The following is a 16,560-nucleotide window of genomic DNA, read 5'->3' on the forward strand; positions in this document are numbered from 1 at the left end:
CGACAAAGGGCCTTTTATGGAGGACTGGCCATGCTACTTCAGGCGCGCGCATCGACCCTGCTGATCATCGACATTCAGGAACGCCTGTTCCCGGCGATTCACGACACTGAATCGGTGCTGGAACACAGCGGCTGGCTGCTGGCCATCGCGCGGCGTCTGGGTGTGCCGGTGCTGGCCACCGAGCAGTACCCGAAGGGGCTTGGGCCGACCGTGCCGGAGCTGCGCGATGAGCTTCGAGATGGCGAAGTACTGGAGAAAATCGCCTTCTCCGCCGTCGCTGATCCCGGCTTGTCGCAGTTGCCTGGCGGTGATCGCCGGCAGTTCGTGGTGTGCGGCACCGAGGCCCACGTTTGCGTACTGCAGACGGTGCTGGGCCTGCTGGCCGAGGACCGCGAGGTGTTTGTCGTGGCAGAGGCCGTTGGCTCCCGTCGCCCGCAGGACAAGGCGCTGGCGCTGGAACGGATGCGTCAGGCGGGCGCGGTGATCGTCTCGCGGGAGATGGTCGCCTTCGAGTGGATGGAGCGTGCGGGGACGGAAGTCTTCCGCGAGATCAGCAAGCAGTTCATTCGCTGATCGGTTCAACCTTCAGCGGGTGACGAATAGCCGGTCGCCGAGGAAGTCGAGGAATACCCGCAGTTTCAGCGACATGCGCCGGCCCGCCGGCCACAGCGCGTGGAAGCTGCCCAGGTGTGTGGTGTTTTCGCTCAGCACCTGCACCAGCCGGCCGTCGTTCAGCGCGCTGCGCACCGCAAAGTCGGGCAGGCAGGCGATGCCCATGCCCTGGCTGGCGACATTGATCAGCATGTCGGCGGTGTTGCAGATCAGCCCGCCGTCCAGGCGTGGTTCTGCTTCGCCGGGGGCGAGTTGCAGCGGCCAGCGCTGCACCAGCCCGCTGCTCGGGTAGCGGTAGTGCAGGCACAGGTGCTGGGTGAGGTCCGCCGGACGCCGCGGCCTGCCGTACTGGCGCAGGTAGCCGGGCGAGGCGACCAGCAGCAGGCTGAAATCGCCCAGCTTGCGCGCCTTGAGCCGCGAGTCGCGCAGCTCGCCACCGCGCACCACGAGATCGAAGCCTTCTTCGATGACGTCCACCAGCCGGTCGGTGAAGTCGATGTCCAGCTGGATGCGCGGGTAGCAGCGGAGGAATTCCGGCAGCACCTGCGGCAGCAGCCCAGCCACCAGCGGCATGCTGATCTTCAGTCGGCCGCGAGCCTGCTGGGTGGACAGCGCCAGTTCCTGCTCCGCTGCTTCCAGCTCATCGAGGATGCGCCGGCAACGTTCGAGGAACAGCTGGCCTTCGTTGGAGAGGCTCAGGCTGCGGGTGCTGCGATGGAACAGGCGCACGCCCAGGCGCTCTTCGAGGCGCGCGATGCTCTTGCCCACCGCCGAGGCGGAGAGGCCGAGCAGGCGCGCGGCCTGGGCGAAGCTCAGGGTGTCGGCCACCTGGAGGAAGACACGCAGACCGTTGAGGCTGTCCATGGACAGGTATCCGTGCGGGCGGGCAGCTATTGTGCCGCGTGATGGGTAATCGATTGCGGACGCTGATGTCCGTTATGTTCGGAATCCTAGCCTGTTTTTCCTCAATGTCGGGTTGATTAGCGTGGCACGGGTCTTCCTTGATTGATTACGGACCTGCCATGAGCCCTTCCCACGACCTCCCCGAAAACCGATCCGAGGCCTCGCGCTGGCTGCTGTTGCTCGCCGCCAGCCTGACGGCGGTGCTGATTCCCCTGTGCTTCACTGGCCCGGCCGTGGTGCTGCCGGCCATTGCCCATGAGCTGGGCGGCTCGGCGGTGGCGCTGAACTGGATCGTCAACGGCTACGTGCTGGCCTACGGCGCGGCGATGATGGCGGCCGGCAGCCTGGCGGACGTTTACGGGCGCAAGCGCATCTGGCTGGTCGGCCTGGCGCTGTTCTGCGTGACCACCCTGGCGATCCCCCTGGCCGGCTCGGTGGCGGCCATCGACGTGCTGCGCCTGGTGCAGGGCGCGGGTGGCTCGGCGGCCTTCGCCGCCGCCATGGCGGCGCTGGCGCAGGAGTTCGACGGGCCGATCCGCACGCGGGTGTTCAGCCTGCTGGGCACCACCTTTGGCGTCGGCCTGGCGTTCGGTCCACTGCTCGCCGGTTGGCTCACCGACGGGCCGGGCTGGCGCTGGGTGTTCCTGGTACCGGCGGTCTGCGCGCTGGCCTCGGTGCCGGTGGTCGTGCGCTACTGCCGCGAGACGCGCGACCCGCAGGCGCGCGGCCTGGACTGGTCCGGCGCGCTGAGCTTCACCGCCGCGCTCAGCCTGTTTACCTATGGCCTGCTGCTGGCGCCGGAGCAGGGCTGGGCTAGCTTCCCGGTAATCGCCACGCTGGTGCTGAGCGGCGTATTGCTGGTCGTGTTCGTTGCCGTCGAGCGTCGTGTGGAGCGGCCGTTGCTGGACTTGTCGCTGTTCAGCCAGTGGCGTTTCGTCGGTGTGCAACTTCTGGGCGCATCGCCGGCGTTCGCTTACGTGGTACTGATCGTGCTGCTGCCGGGGCGCTTCATCGGTATCGAGGGGCAGGGCGCGCTGCAGGCCGGCTGGACCATGCTGGCGCTGTCGGTGCCGCTGTTGGTGGTGCCCTTCCTGGCGGCGCTGCTGGCGAAACACTTCAGTGCTGGCAGCCTCTCGGCGATCGGCCTGCTGATCGTCGCGGGAGGCTTGCTCTGGCTGGCGCGCAACCTGGAGGTGGGTATTGCGCCGGATGCACCGCTGCTGGTGATCGGCATCGGTATCGGCCTGCCCTGGGGGCTGATGGACGGTCTGGCGGTGAGCGTGGTCGAGCGCGAACGTGCTGGCATGGCGACGGGTATCTTCAACACCGTGCGGGTGTCCGCCGATGCGGTGGCCATCGCCGTGGTCGGCGCCTTGCTGGCGACCCTGATCGCGGCGCAACTGGAGCCACTGGGTCTGGCCACGGCGGAGCGTTTGATGAGCGCCAACCAGCTGGCCATCGGCAACCTGGCGGCCGTGGTCGAGCAGTTGCCGCAGCTGGCGCCAGAGCAACTGCGCAGCGATTACGTCGCGGTGTTCAGCCGGGTGCTGGAGCTTCTGGCGGGCGTGACCTTCATGGTCGCCGGGCTGGTGTTCCTGCTGCTGGGTCGGGAACGCGCGCCGGTACTCGCCGCCGAGACTTGAGCGCGTTGGCGGCGCATAACGCGTGCCGCATTATGCGCCCTACGGTTGTGCTTGGCGCGAGGCGTAGGGCGGATAACCGCTTGCGGTTATCCGCCGAACCGTTGTCCGCGGGATGGCGGTGTGAATCAGTAGCGGCGGTGTTCCGGTTCGAGGAAGGTCCAGGCGACGAAGCGGCTCTGCTTCTGTCCCTGAGCCATGTCTACGGTGCGGATGGAGAGGGCGCCGGCCTTCTTCAGTGCGCGGCGGAAGTCGTCCAGGTTGCCGGCTTTGGACACCAGCGAGCTGAACCAGCGGACCTGCTGGCCGACCTCGGCGCTTTCCGCCGCCAGCTTGCGCAGGAAGGCGATCTCGCCGCCTTCGCACCACAGCTCGTTGCTCTGCCCGCCGAAATTCAGCTTGGGCAGCTGGCGCGACGGGTCGAGCTTGCCGAGGTTCTTCCATTTGCGCCGGCTGCCGCTGCTGGCTTCGTCGGGCGAGGAGTGGAAGGGCGGGTTGCACAGGGTCGCGTCGAAGCGCTCGTCGGCGCCGAGCAGGCCACGGAAGATGTGCTTGGGCTCGTGCTGCTGGCGCAGCTCGATAGCCTCGGCGAGGCCCGGATTGCCGTTGACGATGGCATGGGCGGAGGCCAGGGCGGCCGGCTCGATGTCCGAGCCGAGGAAGCGCCAGCCGTAGTCGCGGTGACCGATCAGCGGGTAGATGCAGTTGGCGCCAACGCCGATGTCCAGCACGCGCACTTCGGGCCCGCGCGGCACGCCGCCGCCGTTTTCCTCGGCGAGCAGGTCGGCCAGGTAGTGCACGTAGTCTGCGCGGCCAGGGATCGGCGGGCAGAGGAAGCCGGCGGGGATGTCCCACTGACCGATGCCGTACTGCGCTTTCAGCAGCGCGCGGTTGAACACGCGCACCGCCTCGGGGCTGGCGAAATCGATGCTCGGCTTGCCGTAGGGGTTGGTGATGACGAAGCGACCCAGCTCCGGGCAGCCCTCGATCAGCGCCGGGAAGTCGTAATGCCCCTGGTGGCGGTTGCGCGGGTGCAGCAGGTTCGGTCGCTTGGCGGCAGGGTCGCGCAGGGCCTGCGCAGGCTTTGCCTGGGCGGCGGGGCGTTTGGGCGGTCTGGGTGCTTTCGACATGAGGGTGCGCGGGGCTGGGAGGCGGTGGGCGATTTTCCCACAGATGGGCGCGTCAGCCGAGCAGCACGTTGCCCAGGCGGTCGAACAGCAGGCAGCAGAGCAGCAGCGGAATCGGCAGGCCGAGCAGGGTGCCGAGCATGTAGGGCCAGAAACCGATGCCCGACAGAGCCAGGCTGTAGTTCAGCGTCGGCGAGGTGATGAAGGCGTGGCGCAGCAGGAACACGCTGCTCGCCGGGCGCTGGTCGAGGTGGCTGAACACCGCGCGGGTGAGCTTGTTGTTCAGCAGGCGCAGGCCATTGCCGCCGACGGCGCGCACGATCAGGAAGGTGAAGCCGCAGGAGAATACCGCCGCGCAGTAGGTGATCAGCCCACCCCATAGCTTGCCCATGGCCAGCACGGCGGCGGCGAGGAACAGCAGGCCGGGGATGTGCAGCAGGTTGCCCAGGGCGAACAGCCCGACGAACAGCAGCAGGCCGCGCAGGCGGTGGTCGGTCAGCTCGTTGCGCAGGTAGTCGAGGCTGAACTCCTCGTGCAGCCCGCTGGCGCGGTACAGCAGCACCAGCACCACGGCAAAGGCGACCAGCAGGAACAGTCGGCGCAAGCGCCAGAGGGCGGGTGGGACGGCAAGCATACGGGCGGGCTCAGGGGTACTGCAGGATGTCCTTGATCTTCGGCAGGTGCGCGGCGATCCAGCGCGGATCGATGGCGCCCCAGTCGCGGATGCGGTAGTGGCCGGCGTTGTTGCGCTCGCCGTCGTGCTGCTCGAAGGCGCAGTCGATGTCCAGGTCGGCCAGCGCGGCCAGGGTGTCCTGGGCGGTGCGCCGGGGCATGCCGGTGGCGTCCATCAGCGCCGGGACGCTGGTGGCAGTGCCGCTGTCGATCAGCCAGGCGACATACAGGCGGCGGTAGAAACTGCTTTTGGTCTTGCTCACTTCCATCGAGACGATTCCTTGGCGATCTTGTAATGGGCGGCTACAGCGGCAGCAGCCAGGGTACCAGCACAACGCTGACGATCATCACCAGAATCGTGAAGGGTACGCCAACCTTGACGAAATCGGCGAAGCGATAGCGTCCCGGTCCCAGCACCAGGGTGTTCACCGGCGAGGAAATCGGCGTCATGAAGGCGGCCGACGCGGCCAGCGCGACGATCATCGCGAAGGCTTCCGGAGAGGCGCCCAGGGCCTTGGCCGTGGCGATCGCGACCGGCGCCATGAGCACGGCGGTGGCGGTGTTGGAGATGAACAGGCCGATCACCGCGGTCAGCACGAACAGGCTGGCGAGGATGGCGTAGGGCCCGGCGCCGCCAAGGGCGCCGACCAGGCCATTGACCGCCAGGGTGATGCCGCCGGTCTTCTGCAGCGCCAGGGCAAAGGGCAGCATGCCGACGATCAGCAGCAGGCTCTGCCAGTGGATGGAGCGGTAGGCACTGTCCATGTCGATGCAGCGGAACGCGCCCATCAGCAGGCAGGCGATCAGCGCAGCCATGACGTTGGGGACCAGGCCGCTGACCATCAGGATCACCATCACCGCCAGGCTGAACAGCGCATGGGGCGCCTGGCTGGCGGCGGGGGCAGCCTCGTCCACTTCCATCGGCAGGCCGAGCACGAGGAAGTCGCGACCACGGGTCTGCAACTGACGGATGTCCTTCCACGGTCCGACCACCAGCAGCGTGTCGCCGACTTTCAGCTTGGCTTCCAGCAGCCCGTCCACCACGGCTTCGCGGTTGCGGCGCAGGCCGACCACGTTGAGGCCGAACTGGCTGCGGAACTCCAGGTCGAGCACGCTCTTGCCCAGCAGGGCGGACTCCGGGGGCAGGGTCACCTCGGCCATGCCGACCTCATGGGAACGCTCGCTGAAGTAGTCGCCCTGCAGGCTTAGCGGCTCCAGGCCGTACTCGTGGTAGAGGCCCAGCAGGTCGGTGCGCTCGCCGAAGATATCCACCAGCAGCACGTCACCGGCCTGGAGCTGGATGTTGGCGTTGGGGCTGAGGATCTTCATGCGGAAATGCGCGGTGCGCTCGATGGCCACCACGTTGGTGCCGGCGCGGGCGCGCAGCTCCACTTCGCTCAGGCTCATGCCCACCAGCCGTGAATCGTGGCGGATGCGCAGGCGGCGCTCGCGGCCGGCGAGCTGGTAGTCGCGGATCAGGTCGCCCAGGGTGCGACGCTTGACGTTCTGCCCGGCATCGCTGTCGTCATCGCCCAGCCAGCGGCGCGCCACCAGCATGTAGGCGACGCCGAGCACCAGCACCACCAGGCCGAACGGCGTGAAGCTGAAGAAGCCGAAGCCCTTCGAGCCTTCGCGCACCAGCTCGCTGTGGATCACCACGTTGGGCGCGGTGGCGACCAGGGTGAGCATGCCGCTGATCAGCCCGGCGAAGCTCAGCGGCATCATTAGCCGGCGCGGTGATACGTGCAGGCGCGCGGCGATGCTCAGGACCACCGGAATGAAGATGGCGACCACGCCGGTGGAACTCATCACCGAGCCAAGCCCGGCCACGGCGAGCATCAGCAGCACCAGCAGGCGCGTCTCGCTGGCGCCGGCGCGGCGGGTCAGCCATTCGCCGATGCGGTAAGCCACGCCGGTGCGAACCAGGCCTTCGCCGATGACGAACAGCGCGGCGATCAGGATGACGTTGGGATCGGCGAAGCCGGCCAGCGATTCCTGCACGCTGAGGATGCCCGACAGCGGCAGGGCGACCATCACCAGCAGGGCGACCACGTCCATGCGCGGACGGTTGATGACGAACAGCCCGACGGCGGTGGCGAGCAGGGCGAGGACCCAGATCAGTTGCAGACTCATGCGCTTCCCTAGCGATTTCCCGGCGCCATTGTGCCCGCAGGAGCGGGCGCAATGCCTTGACCCGGTGCAGCTTAGCGAAGCCTGCGCTGCTGCGGGGGATGCTTGAAGTCCTCAGGGCAGCCGTGCGACCGGGGTGATCTGCTGTGGATCGGTGCGCAGTTCGATCAGCGCCGGCTTGCCGCTGGCCTGGGCACGCTCGAAGGCGGCGGCGAAATCCTCGGTTCTCTCCACCAGCTCGCCATGGGCACCGAAGGCGCGGGCGAGGGCGACGAAGTCGGGGTTGCGCAGCTCGGTTGCGCTGATGCGGCCGGGGTACTCACGCTCCTGGTGCATGCGGATGGTGCCGAGCATGCCGTTGTTGACCACGATGACGGTCAGCGCCGCGCCGTACTGCACGGCGGTGGCCAGCTCCTGCGGGTACATCATGAAGCAGCCGTCGCCGGCGAAGCACACCACGCTGCGCTGCGGTTCGCGCAGCTTGGCGGCGATGGCGGCAGGGAAGCCGTAGCCCATGGCGCCATTGGTGGGGGCCAGCTGGCTGCGCGGCGCGCGGTAGCGGTAGAAGCGGTGCACCCAGACGGCGTAGTTGCCGGCGCCGTTGCTGACGACCGCGTCATCCGGCAGCGTTTCGTTCAGGTACTGGACGACCTGGGTGAGGTCTACGCCCTGTGGCGGTTCTGCGTTCTGCGGTGGGGTGATGTAGCTGAGGTAATCGGCGCGGGCGGCGGCGGTCCATTCGGCCCAGGGCGTCTCGGCGAGCGGAGCGAGGCCGGCGAGGGCGGCGGCGATCTCCGGCATGCCGGCCTGGATGCTCTGGTCCGCCTGGTAGACGCGGCCCAGCTCGCTGGCGTCAGGGTAGACGTGGATCATTTGCTGCAGCGGGCGCGGGCTCTGGATCAGGGTGTAGCCGGCGGTCGGCGTTTCGCTCAGGCGCGAGCCAAGCACCAGCAGCAGGTCGGCTTCCTGCACGCGGGCGGTGAGCTTGGGCGAGGCGCCGAAGCCGAGCTGGCCGGCGTACTGCTCGTCGCGGTTGTCGATCAGGTCCTGGCGGCGGAACGAGGCCACCAGCGGCAGGCGGTTGGCGCGGGCGAAGGCGCGAACCTGCGCGCAGGCCTGCGGCGTCCAGCCGGTGCCGCCGACGATCAGCAGCGGGCGCCGGGCCTGGCTAAGGCGCTCGCGCAGTTCGGCCAGCGAACCGGCGCTTGGCGCTGCTCGGGTGATCGGCGTCGGCGCTACGTCGGCGACCTGTGCAGAGCCGAACAGCACTTCCTCCGGCAGCCCGATCACCACCGGGCCGGGCCGCCCGGACTGGGCGACGCGGAAGGCGCGGGCGACGATCTCGGGCAGGCGACGGATGTCGTCGACCTCGGTGGCCCACTTGGCCAGGCCGCCGAACATCTGCCGATAGTCCACTTCCTGGAAGGCTTCGCGGCCCTTGAATGCGCTTTCCACCTGGCCGATGAAGAGGATCATCGGCGTCGAGTCCTGCATCGCCGTGTGCACGCCGTTGGCTGCGTGGGTCGCGCCCGGCCCGCGGGTGACGAAGCAGATGCCTGGGCGGCCAGTGAGCTTGCCGTAGGCATCGGCCATGTTCGAGGCGGCGCCTTCGTGGCGGGTGACGATGGTCTGGATGGCGGCCGCGTCATGCAGCGCATCGAGTACCGGCAGGTAGCTTTCGCCGGGAATGCAGTAGACGGTATCCACCGCGTGGCGCAGCAGGGCATCGACGAGGATCTGGCCGCCGTTGCGGGCCGGAGTATCGGACATGGGCGTGGGGTTCCTTGGCAGGGGAGCAGGGTGCAGCTGTGCGCTGATCTTCGGCGAACCGGCGCGGTGATCCAAGCGAGCATTCTTCGCAAGGTCATTCCTCCGGGGAATGAACGGCGGCTCGAGGGAGGTGCATGCCAGAGCGGGCGCGACGACGAACCGCGCTGGCATTTCCCGATGTTTGTCTATGGTTGATGCACGGACGCAGACGCGTCCGCAGGACGATTTTGCTGCAAAAGGAGAACCTCCCATGTACCACCTCTCGTCCCGAGCACTGCTCGCCGGCTTCTTCGCCACCTCCAGCCTGCCCCTGTATGCTGCCCTGCCTTCGGCGCCGGGGTACGTCGATGACAGCGGCTACAGCGCCGCCGCGAAAACCCGCATCCTCCCGGCGATGTTCGAGCAGAAGCTCACCAGCACGAAGTACATCGCCAAGGCCGACAACCCGCTGATCACCCTGGCCGAATCCACCGGCTTCAAGCAGACCTCCGATTATCACCAGACCCGCGCCTGGCTGCAGAAGCTGGCCGATGCCTCCGGCGGCGCCATCATCCTCAGCGACCTGCCGGAGAACAGCGCCACCGGCGAGCCTATGCTGCTGGTGACAGCCAGCCGCGAGGCGGACAAGTCGGCAGCGGGGCTGAACAAGTCCGGCAAGCCGACGATCTTCGTCGAAGCGGAAATCCACCCCGGCGAGGCCAACGGCAAGGACGCCATGTTCATGCTGCTGCGCGACATGACCACCGGCGACAAGCCGCTGGCCGCGCTGCTGGACAAGGTGAACATCCTCTTCATCCCCACCGTGAACATCGACGGCGACCTGCGCCGCAGCCCCTACGGGCGGATCAACCAGAACGGCCCGGAGGTCACCGGCTGGCGCGTGAACGGCCTGAACTACAACCTCAACCGCGACTTCACCAAGCTCGACAGCGCGGAGATCCGCAACGTTGCCTCGGTGTTCAACCAGTACGACCTGAGCTTCTTCGCCGACACCCATTCCACCGACGGCGCCATGTACCCCTACGACAGCTCCTACTGCCACAACGGCAACGGCTGGTCGCCGGCTTCCAGCGAGTGGATGGACAAGGTCATGCGGCCGCCGGTGTACAAGGAGCTGGAAGGCGACGGGCATGTGGTCCACGAGTGCATCAGCTTCAACGACAACCAGGACCCGACCCAGGGCTACTACCCCTATCGCACCGACCTGGCGCGCTTCTCCAACCAGTACGGCGACATCCGCAATGTGCCGTCGATCCTCATCGAGCAGCACGCGCTGCATCCGTATGAAACCCAGGTGCTGGGCAACTACGTGATGCTCAAGGCGATGTTCCAGGTGATCGGCGACAACGCCGATTCGCTGAAACAGGCCATTGGCAAGGACCGCGAACGGCTGGCGGCGCAGAAGGAGGTGATCCTTACCTGGAAGCCGGGCGATGCCCAGCACACGCCGTTCACCGTGGGTGATTACCGCTACGAGGAGTCGCCGATCACCGGCAAGAAAACCATCGTCTGGAGCAACAAGCCCAAGCAGCTGAACGTGCCGGTCACCGACAACTCGGTGCCGGACCTGGTGGTGAAGCGGCCGAAGCAATACGTGGTGCCGGTGCAGTGGAGCGAGGTGATCGCGCGCCTGAAGTCCCACGGCATCCAGATGAAGACCCTGGACAAGGCGACGCCCATCGAGGTGACCCTGTACCGCATGGATAACATCAAGTTGGCCGGTGGCTTCGAGCCTGATCGCGCGGCCACCAACGAGATTCCCGGTTATGAGGGGCATCTGCTGGTCAGTGGCGTCGGCAAACCCTTCCAGCGCCTGCAGACCTACCCGGCAGGCTCGGTGGTGATCGACACCGACCAGCCGCTGGGCGTGCTGGCGGTCAACTTGCTGACGGCGGAAAGTCCGGACTCGTTCTGGTCCTGGGGCTTCTTCAACTCGACCCTGGTGGTGGCCGAGGAGCCGGAGGAATACGTGATGGAGCCGATGGCGCGCAAGATGCTCGCCGAAGACCCGAAGCTGAAGGCCGAGTTCGAGAAGAAGCTCAAGGACGACAAGGCCTTCGCCAAGGACGCCCAGGCACGGCTGCAGTGGTTCTTCGAGCGCACGCCGTTCCATGACGTGAATGCCTACGTGTACCCGGTGGGGGCGGTGTACTGAAGCCCGACCTGCAGAAATGACAACGGCGCCCGAGGGCGCCGTTGTTTTACCGTCCCAGGCCTTAAAGGCTGGCGATCTTCTCGCGCTGCTGGATCAGGTTGGTCACGGCCTGCTCGGCTTCAGCGAGCTTGGCGCGTTCCTTCTCGATCACTTCCGGCGGGGCCTTGGCGACGAAGCCTTCGTTGGACAGCTTGCCGCCCACGCGTTTGACTTCGCCTTCCAAACGCTGGATTTCCTTGTCCAGGCGCGCCATCTCGGCAGCCTTGTCGATCAGGCCGGCCATCGGCACCAGTACCTGCAGGTCGCCGACCAGCGCGGTAGCGGACATCGGCGGCTCTTCGCCTTCGTCCAGCACGCGGATGGTCTCGAGCTTGGCCAGCTTCATCAGCAGCGGCTCGTTGTCGGCCAGGCGGCGGTGGTCCTCGGGGGAGGCGTTGTTCAGCACCAGGTCGATACGCTTGGCCATGGAGATGTTCATCTCGCCGCGGATCTGGCGGATGCCCAGCATCAGGGCCTTGACCCACTCGATGTCGCCTTCGGCGGCGGCGTCGATCTTCGCCTCGTCGGCGATCGGCCAGGGTTGCAGCATCAGGGTGTCACCAGACTTCGCGGCGGCGCCCTTGATGCGCTGCCAGATTTCCTCGGTGATGAACGGCATGAACGGGTGTGCCAGGCGCAGTGCGGTTTCCAGCACGCGCGCCAGGGTGCGGCGGGTGCCGCGCTGGCGCTCGATCGGCGCGTTCTCGTCCCACAGTACCGGCTTGACCAGTTCCAGATACCAGGCGCAGTACTCGTCCCAGATGAACTCGTAGAGGGCCTGGGTGGCCAGGTCGAAGCGGAAGGCGTCGAGCTGACGCGCGACTTCGATCTCGGTGCGCTGCAGGGCGGAGATGATCCAGCGGTCCACCGAGGACAGCTCGACCGGCTCGCCATTCACGCCGGTGTCCTTGCCATCGGTGTTCTCGATGACGAAGTTGGCGGCGTTCCACAGCTTGTTGCAGAAGTTGCGATAGCCCTCGACGCGGCCCATGTCGAACTTGATGTCGCGACCGGTGGAAGCCAGCGAGCAGAAGGTGAAGCGCAGGGCGTCGGTGCCGTAGCTGGCGATGCCTTCGGGGAACTCGGCTTTCGTCTGCTTGGCGATCTTCTCGGCGAGCTTGGGCTGCATCATGCCGCTGGTGCGTTTCTCCAGCAGCTCGTCGAGGGTGATGCCATCGACGATGTCCAGCGGGTCGAGCACGTTGCCCTTGGACTTGGACATCTTCTGGCCCTGGCCGTCGCGCACCAGACCATGGACGTAGACGGTCTTGAACGGGATCTGCGCGGTGCCATCGCCATTCTTGATCAGGTGCATGGTCAGCATGATCATGCGCGCAACCCAGAAGAAGATGATGTCGAAGCCGGTCACCAGCACGTCGGTGGGGTGGAAGGTCTTCAGGTATTCGGTCTGTTCCGGCCAGCCGAGGGTGGAGAAGGTCCACAGGCCCGAGCTGAACCAGGTGTCCAGTACGTCTTCGTCCTGGCGCAGGTTGGCGTCGCCCAGGTTGTGCTTGGCGCGGACTTCGGCTTCGTTGCGGCCGACGTAGACGTTGCCGGCGTCGTCGTACCAGGCCGGGATGCGGTGGCCCCACCACAGCTGACGGCTGATGCACCAGTCCTGGATGTCGCGCATCCAGCTGAAGTACATGTTCTCGTACTGCTTGGGCACGAACTGGATGCGGCCGTCTTCCACGGCGGCGATGGCGGGTTCGGCCAGCGGCTTGGTGGAGACGTACCACTGGTCGGTCAGCCACGGCTCGATGACTGTGCCGGAGCGGTCGCCCTTGGGCACTTTCAGCGCGTGGTCGTCGATCTTCTCCAGCAGGCCGGCGGCTTCGAAGTCGGCAACGATCTGCTTGCGCGCGACAAAGCGGTCGAGACCGGCGTAAGCGGCTGGCAGGCTGGCGTCCAGCTCGGCGTTGACGCTGCCGTCGAGCTTGAACACCTGTGCGACGGCGAGGACGGCGGCGTCCTTGTCGAAGATGTTGATCAGCGGCAGGTCGTGGCGCTTGCCGACTTCATAGTCGTTGAAGTCGTGGGCCGGGGTGATCTTCACGCAGCCGGTGCCGAACTCGCGGTCGACATAGTCGTCGGCGATGATCGGGATACGGCGGCCTACCAGCGGCAGGTCGATGAAGGTGCCGATCAGCGCGGCGTAGCGCTCGTCTTCCGGGTGGACGGCGACGGCGCTGTCACCCAGCATGGTTTCCGGGCGGGTGGTGGCGACGATCAGGTGGTCCTTGCCGTCGGCGGTCTTGTTGCCGTCGGCCAGCGGGTAGCGCAGGTGCCAGAGGTGGCCCTTCTCGTCGTGGTTCTCTACTTCGAGGTCGGAAATGGCGGTGTGGAACTTGGTATCCCAGTTGACCAGGCGCTTGCCGCGGTAGATCAGGCCGTCCTCGTGCAGGCGCACGAAGGCTTCCTTCACGGCGTTGGACAGGCCTTCGTCCATGGTGAAGCGCTCGCGCGACCAGTCCACGGAGGAACCCAGGCGGCGAATCTGGCGGGTGATGGTGCCGCCGGACTGATCCTTCCACTCCCAGACCTTCTCCAGGAACTTCTCGCGGCCCAGATCATGACGGGCGATGCCCTGGGCGGCCAGCTGGCGCTCCACCACCATCTGGGTGGCGATGCCGGCGTGGTCGGTGCCTGGCTGCCACAGGGTGTTGCGGCCCTGCATGCGGCGGTAGCGGATCAGCGCGTCCATGATGGCGTTGTTGAAGCCGTGGCCCATATGCAGGCTGCCGGTGACGTTCGGCGGCGGGATCATGATGGTGTACGGCTCGCCGGAACCTTGCGGGGCGAAGTAGTTCTCTTTCTCCCACAGGGGGTACCAGTGGGATTCGATGGCGTGGGGCTGGTAGGTCTTGTCCATGAGCGCGGCGGGACCCTGATAAGGCTAGACGGAAAACCGCTGAGTATAACGGGAGGCGGGGAGTTCAGGCCACCGGGGGCTTATCGGCGGCTTTCGGGGTGCAGGCGTGGGCGGTCTGGCGCCGACGCCCGTTGTAGGAGCGGGCCATGCCCGCGATCGCGCCCATGGGGCGCTTCTATAGGCTGGCTCTGGTGTTTCCCCGGGCGGGGAGTCAAGTCTTGCGCTGGGCCAGCAGGCGCTGCATACGCGCTTCGAGCCGGCGTTGCAGTTCGGCTTCGATCTGCGGGGCGAAGTCGTCGAGGACGTCCTGCAGGATCAGTTGGGCCGCGGCGCGCAGTTCCAGGTCCAGGCGGTTCAGCTCGCTGGCGGCGGGAGTGGCCTGCGGCGCGGCGGGCTGGGTGGCTGCAGGCTCCGGCGCCTGGGGCGCGGGCGTGACGACGTCGGAGAGCAGCGGGATGTTGTCCGGCTCGAAGGATTCGGTGAGCAGGGGCGGCTCGGCGCCCGACTCGTCCAGCAGGTCCTGGATCTTCTTCAGGTCTTCCAGCAGGTGGTCGGGGTCGTGCGGGGGCTTGTGGTTGTCCATGGTGTCTTGGCTGAGACGCTCTCAAGGGCGCGGCAGGCGGTGGTCCTGCAAAGGATAGCCCTGCTCGCGGTAGCGACGGAAATTCTCCCGCGCAGCCTGACGAATCGCCGGCTCCTCGATCACCAGTTCGGCGACCCGGTTGAAGCGGTCGACGAAGGCAGGAATGGCCAGGGTCAGGTTGATCAGCAGGTCCCGGTGGCTTTCCGGCGGCTCGCCGAGGGCGAGCACGATCGGCGAGTCGGCATCTTCTTCCACCGCGTTGTGTGGGATGAAGGTTTCGTCCCGGAAGTTCCATAGCCGGGCGTCCAGCGCATCGCGCTGGGCCTCGTCGCTGCACAGCACGAAGATACGCATGCCTTGCCGCCAGGCTTTTTCAGCCAGGCGGCAGGCGATGGTCAGGCGTGCGTCGGGATCGGCGCTGGGAATGACGTAGAAATCCACACGCGTCATGCGTTCGATCCCATCGGCAGGTTGCACTGTGCCATTACTTGGCGCGATCCAGCAGGTACTGGGTCAGCAGCGGAACCGGACGGCCTGTGGCGCCCTTGTCCTTGCCGCCGCTGATCCAGGCGGTGCCGGCGATGTCCAGGTGCGCCCAGTGGAACTTCTTCGCAAAGCGCGACAGGAAGCAGCCGGCGGTAATGGTGCCGGCCTTCGGCCCGCCGATGTTGGCGATGTCGGCGAAGGGGCTGTCGAGCTGTTCCTGGTACTCGTCGAACAGCGGCAGCTGCCAGGCGCGATCGTCGGCGACTTCACCGGCCTTGAGCAGTTGCTTGATCAGCGCGTCGTTGTTGCCCATCAGGCCCGAGGTGTTGGAGCCCAGGGCGACGATGCAAGCACCGGTCAGGGTGGCGATGTCCACCACGGACTGCGGTTTGAAGCGCTCGACGTAGGTCAGCGCGTCGCACAGTACTAGGCGGCCTTCGGCGTCGGTGTTGAGGATTTCGACGGTCTGGCCGCTCATGGTGGTGACGATGTCGCCCGGACGGGTGGCGCCGCCGCTGGGCATGTTCTCGGCACAGGCCATCACGCCCACCAGGTTGATCGGCAGTTGCAGTTCCAGCACGGCGCGGAAGGTGCCGAACACGGAAGCGGCGCCGCACATGTCGAACTTCATCTCGTCCATGCCCAGGCCGGGCTTCAGGCTGATGCCGCCGGTGTCGAAGGTGATGCCCTTGCCGACCAGTACATGCGGAGCCTCGTCCTTTTTCTTCGCGCCGTTGTATTGCAGCACGATCAAGCGCGGTGGCTGGTCGCTGCCCTGGGCGACGGCGAGGAAGGAGCCCATGCCCAGCTCGCGCAGTTTCTTCTCGTCGAGGACTTCGACCTTCAGGCTCTTGTATTCCTTGCCCAGCGCCTTGGCCTGCTCGCCGAGGAAGGTCGGGTGGCAGAGGTTCGGCGGCAGGTTGCCCAGGTCGCGGGTCAGCGCCATGCCGTTGGCGATGGCCTGGGCTTCCTTGGCACCGTGCTCGACAGCAGCGGCGTCGGCCTTGTCGGCGAGCAGGGTGATCTTTTTCAGTTTTGGCGCTTCGGCCTTCTGGCTCTTGAAACGGTCGAAGACGTAGGTGCCGTCGGCCAGGGTTTCCACCTGCAGGCGGGCCTTGCCGTGGGCGTTGCGGCCTTTCACTGCCAGGTCGCCCAGGGCCAGGACGGCGTCGGCGCCACCCAGGTTTTTCAGATTGTTCAGGACGGCGGAAACCAGTTTGCGGTAGGCGCGGTCGGAGAGTTCGCGCTCTTTGCCGGCGCCGACCAGCAGGACGCGCTCGGCCTTAATGTTGGGTAAATCTTGCAGCAGTAGTGTCTGGCCCACCTTGCCTGCCAGATCGCCGCGCTTGAGCAGGTTGGCGATGGCACCGCCGGTGGCTTCGTCGACGGCCTTGGCGGTGGCGCCAAGCTTGCGGCCTTCGCCTACGGCGATGACCAGGGTGGCGGTCTTGAGAGTTTCCGGACGTACGCTTTTTACAAGGAATTCCATGGCTGAGTGTCCCCGGGATAAAGAGCAGAAAGGTCTGCGAATGAAGGTGGACTGCGCAGTGACAGGCCTGGCGAATCGCAGG

The 16,560-nt window shown here is 66.6% G+C and carries 13 protein-coding genes; 3 read left to right on the forward strand and 10 right to left on the reverse strand.

From position 1 onward, the window contains the following. The first annotated feature begins 30 nt into the window (after positions 1-30). Positions 31-573, forward strand: coding sequence for a hydrolase (locus tag ACIPK7_RS12865; protein WP_401088098.1), 543 nt, complete (start codon positions 31-33; stop codon positions 571-573). 12 nt (positions 574-585) lie between these two features. Here ACIPK7_RS12865 and ACIPK7_RS12870 read toward each other — a convergent pair whose 3' ends face one another. Beyond that, entirely contained in the window at positions 586-1,476 is an 891-nt protein-coding gene (locus tag ACIPK7_RS12870; protein ID WP_401088100.1) for a LysR family transcriptional regulator, read from the reverse strand. A gap of 158 nt (positions 1,477-1,634) precedes the next feature. On the opposite strand from ACIPK7_RS12870, the gene ACIPK7_RS12875 reads away from it, so the two are divergent. After that, complete coding sequence (locus tag ACIPK7_RS12875; RefSeq protein ID WP_401088102.1) at positions 1,635-3,158, forward strand: MFS transporter; 1,524 nt, start codon at positions 1,635-1,637, stop codon at positions 3,156-3,158. Between the two features lie 125 nt (positions 3,159-3,283). Here ACIPK7_RS12875 and rlmF read toward each other — a convergent pair whose 3' ends face one another. From rlmF to ACIPK7_RS12900, 5 genes are all read right to left on the reverse strand, one after another. Further along, positions 3,284-4,285 carry a 23S rRNA (adenine(1618)-N(6))-methyltransferase RlmF gene (rlmF, locus tag ACIPK7_RS12880; RefSeq protein WP_401088104.1) on the reverse strand — a complete coding sequence of 334 codons (1,002 nt, stop codon included), beginning with the start codon at positions 4,283-4,285 and terminating at the stop codon, positions 3,284-3,286. Positions 4,286-4,337: 52 nt separating this feature from the next. Next, positions 4,338-4,916, reverse strand: coding sequence for a VTT domain-containing protein (locus ACIPK7_RS12885; RefSeq protein ID WP_192435238.1), 579 nt, complete (start codon positions 4,914-4,916; stop codon positions 4,338-4,340). 10 nt (positions 4,917-4,926) lie between these two features. Beyond that, entirely contained in the window at positions 4,927-5,223 is a 297-nt protein-coding gene (locus tag ACIPK7_RS12890) for a helix-turn-helix domain-containing protein (RefSeq protein WP_192435236.1), read from the reverse strand. 34 nt (positions 5,224-5,257) lie between these two features. Further along, a complete protein-coding gene (locus ACIPK7_RS12895) occupies positions 5,258-7,087 on the reverse strand; it encodes an SLC13 family permease (protein ID WP_401088107.1) in 1,830 nt (609 codons plus the stop codon). A gap of 111 nt (positions 7,088-7,198) precedes the next feature. Then, on the reverse strand, positions 7,199-8,854 hold the full coding sequence (locus ACIPK7_RS12900) for a thiamine pyrophosphate-binding protein (protein WP_401088109.1): 1,656 nt from the start codon (positions 8,852-8,854) through the stop codon (positions 7,199-7,201). A gap of 250 nt (positions 8,855-9,104) precedes the next feature. Between ACIPK7_RS12900 and ACIPK7_RS12905 the strand changes: the two genes are divergently transcribed. Beyond that, the gene (locus tag ACIPK7_RS12905; RefSeq protein ID WP_401088111.1) at positions 9,105-11,009 is read left to right on the forward strand and encodes a M14 family metallopeptidase; all 1,905 of its coding nucleotides are present in this window, start codon (positions 9,105-9,107) and stop codon (positions 11,007-11,009) included. Positions 11,010-11,070: 61 nt separating this feature from the next. Here ACIPK7_RS12905 and ACIPK7_RS12910 read toward each other — a convergent pair whose 3' ends face one another. The 4 genes from ACIPK7_RS12910 to ACIPK7_RS12925 form a co-directional block, all read right to left on the reverse strand. Continuing rightward, positions 11,071-13,920, reverse strand: a complete 2,850-nt coding sequence (locus ACIPK7_RS12910) for a valine--tRNA ligase (RefSeq protein ID WP_401088113.1) — start codon at positions 13,918-13,920, stop codon at positions 11,071-11,073. A gap of 211 nt (positions 13,921-14,131) precedes the next feature. Beyond that, positions 14,132-14,503, reverse strand: coding sequence for a DNA polymerase III subunit chi (locus tag ACIPK7_RS12915; RefSeq protein WP_081516049.1), 372 nt, complete (start codon positions 14,501-14,503; stop codon positions 14,132-14,134). Between the two features lie 21 nt (positions 14,504-14,524). Further along, the gene (locus ACIPK7_RS12920; RefSeq protein WP_401088115.1) at positions 14,525-14,953 is read right to left on the reverse strand and encodes a DNA polymerase III subunit chi; all 429 of its coding nucleotides are present in this window, start codon (positions 14,951-14,953) and stop codon (positions 14,525-14,527) included. Between the two features lie 34 nt (positions 14,954-14,987). Continuing rightward, complete coding sequence (locus ACIPK7_RS12925; RefSeq protein WP_192435215.1) at positions 14,988-16,478, reverse strand: leucyl aminopeptidase; 1,491 nt, start codon at positions 16,476-16,478, stop codon at positions 14,988-14,990. Positions 16,479-16,560 lie beyond the last annotated feature (82 nt).

This window comes from Pseudomonas sp. NPDC086581, from assembly GCF_044746165.1.
GTDB lineage: Bacteria > Pseudomonadota > Gammaproteobacteria > Pseudomonadales > Pseudomonadaceae > Pseudomonas.

Coding starts and splice junctions, on each gene's coding strand:
- ACIPK7_RS12870 (WP_401088100.1), bottom strand. CDS start 1,476: ATGGACAGCCTCAACGGTCTGCGTGTCTTCCTCCAGGTGGCCGACACC.
- rlmF (WP_401088104.1), bottom strand. CDS start 4,285: ATGTCGAAAGCACCCAGACCGCCCAAACGCCCCGCCGCCCAGGCAAAG.
- ACIPK7_RS12885 (WP_192435238.1), bottom strand. CDS start 4,916: ATGCTTGCCGTCCCACCCGCCCTCTGGCGCTTGCGCCGACTGTTCCTG.
- ACIPK7_RS12920 (WP_401088115.1), bottom strand. CDS start 14,953: ATGACGCGTGTGGATTTCTACGTCATTCCCAGCGCCGATCCCGACGCA.
- ACIPK7_RS12905 (WP_401088111.1), top strand. CDS start 9,105: ATGTACCACCTCTCGTCCCGAGCACTGCTCGCCGGCTTCTTCGCCACC.
- ACIPK7_RS12890 (WP_192435236.1), bottom strand. CDS start 5,223: ATGGAAGTGAGCAAGACCAAAAGCAGTTTCTACCGCCGCCTGTATGTC.
- ACIPK7_RS12915 (WP_081516049.1), bottom strand. CDS start 14,503: ATGGACAACCACAAGCCCCCGCACGACCCCGACCACCTGCTGGAAGAC.
- ACIPK7_RS12895 (WP_401088107.1), bottom strand. CDS start 7,087: ATGAGTCTGCAACTGATCTGGGTCCTCGCCCTGCTCGCCACCGCCGTC.
- ACIPK7_RS12910 (WP_401088113.1), bottom strand. CDS start 13,920: ATGGACAAGACCTACCAGCCCCACGCCATCGAATCCCACTGGTACCCC.
- ACIPK7_RS12875 (WP_401088102.1), top strand. CDS start 1,635: ATGAGCCCTTCCCACGACCTCCCCGAAAACCGATCCGAGGCCTCGCGC.
- ACIPK7_RS12925 (WP_192435215.1), bottom strand. CDS start 16,478: ATGGAATTCCTTGTAAAAAGCGTACGTCCGGAAACTCTCAAGACCGCC.
- ACIPK7_RS12900 (WP_401088109.1), bottom strand. CDS start 8,854: ATGTCCGATACTCCGGCCCGCAACGGCGGCCAGATCCTCGTCGATGCC.
- ACIPK7_RS12865 (WP_401088098.1), top strand. CDS start 31: ATGCTACTTCAGGCGCGCGCATCGACCCTGCTGATCATCGACATTCAG.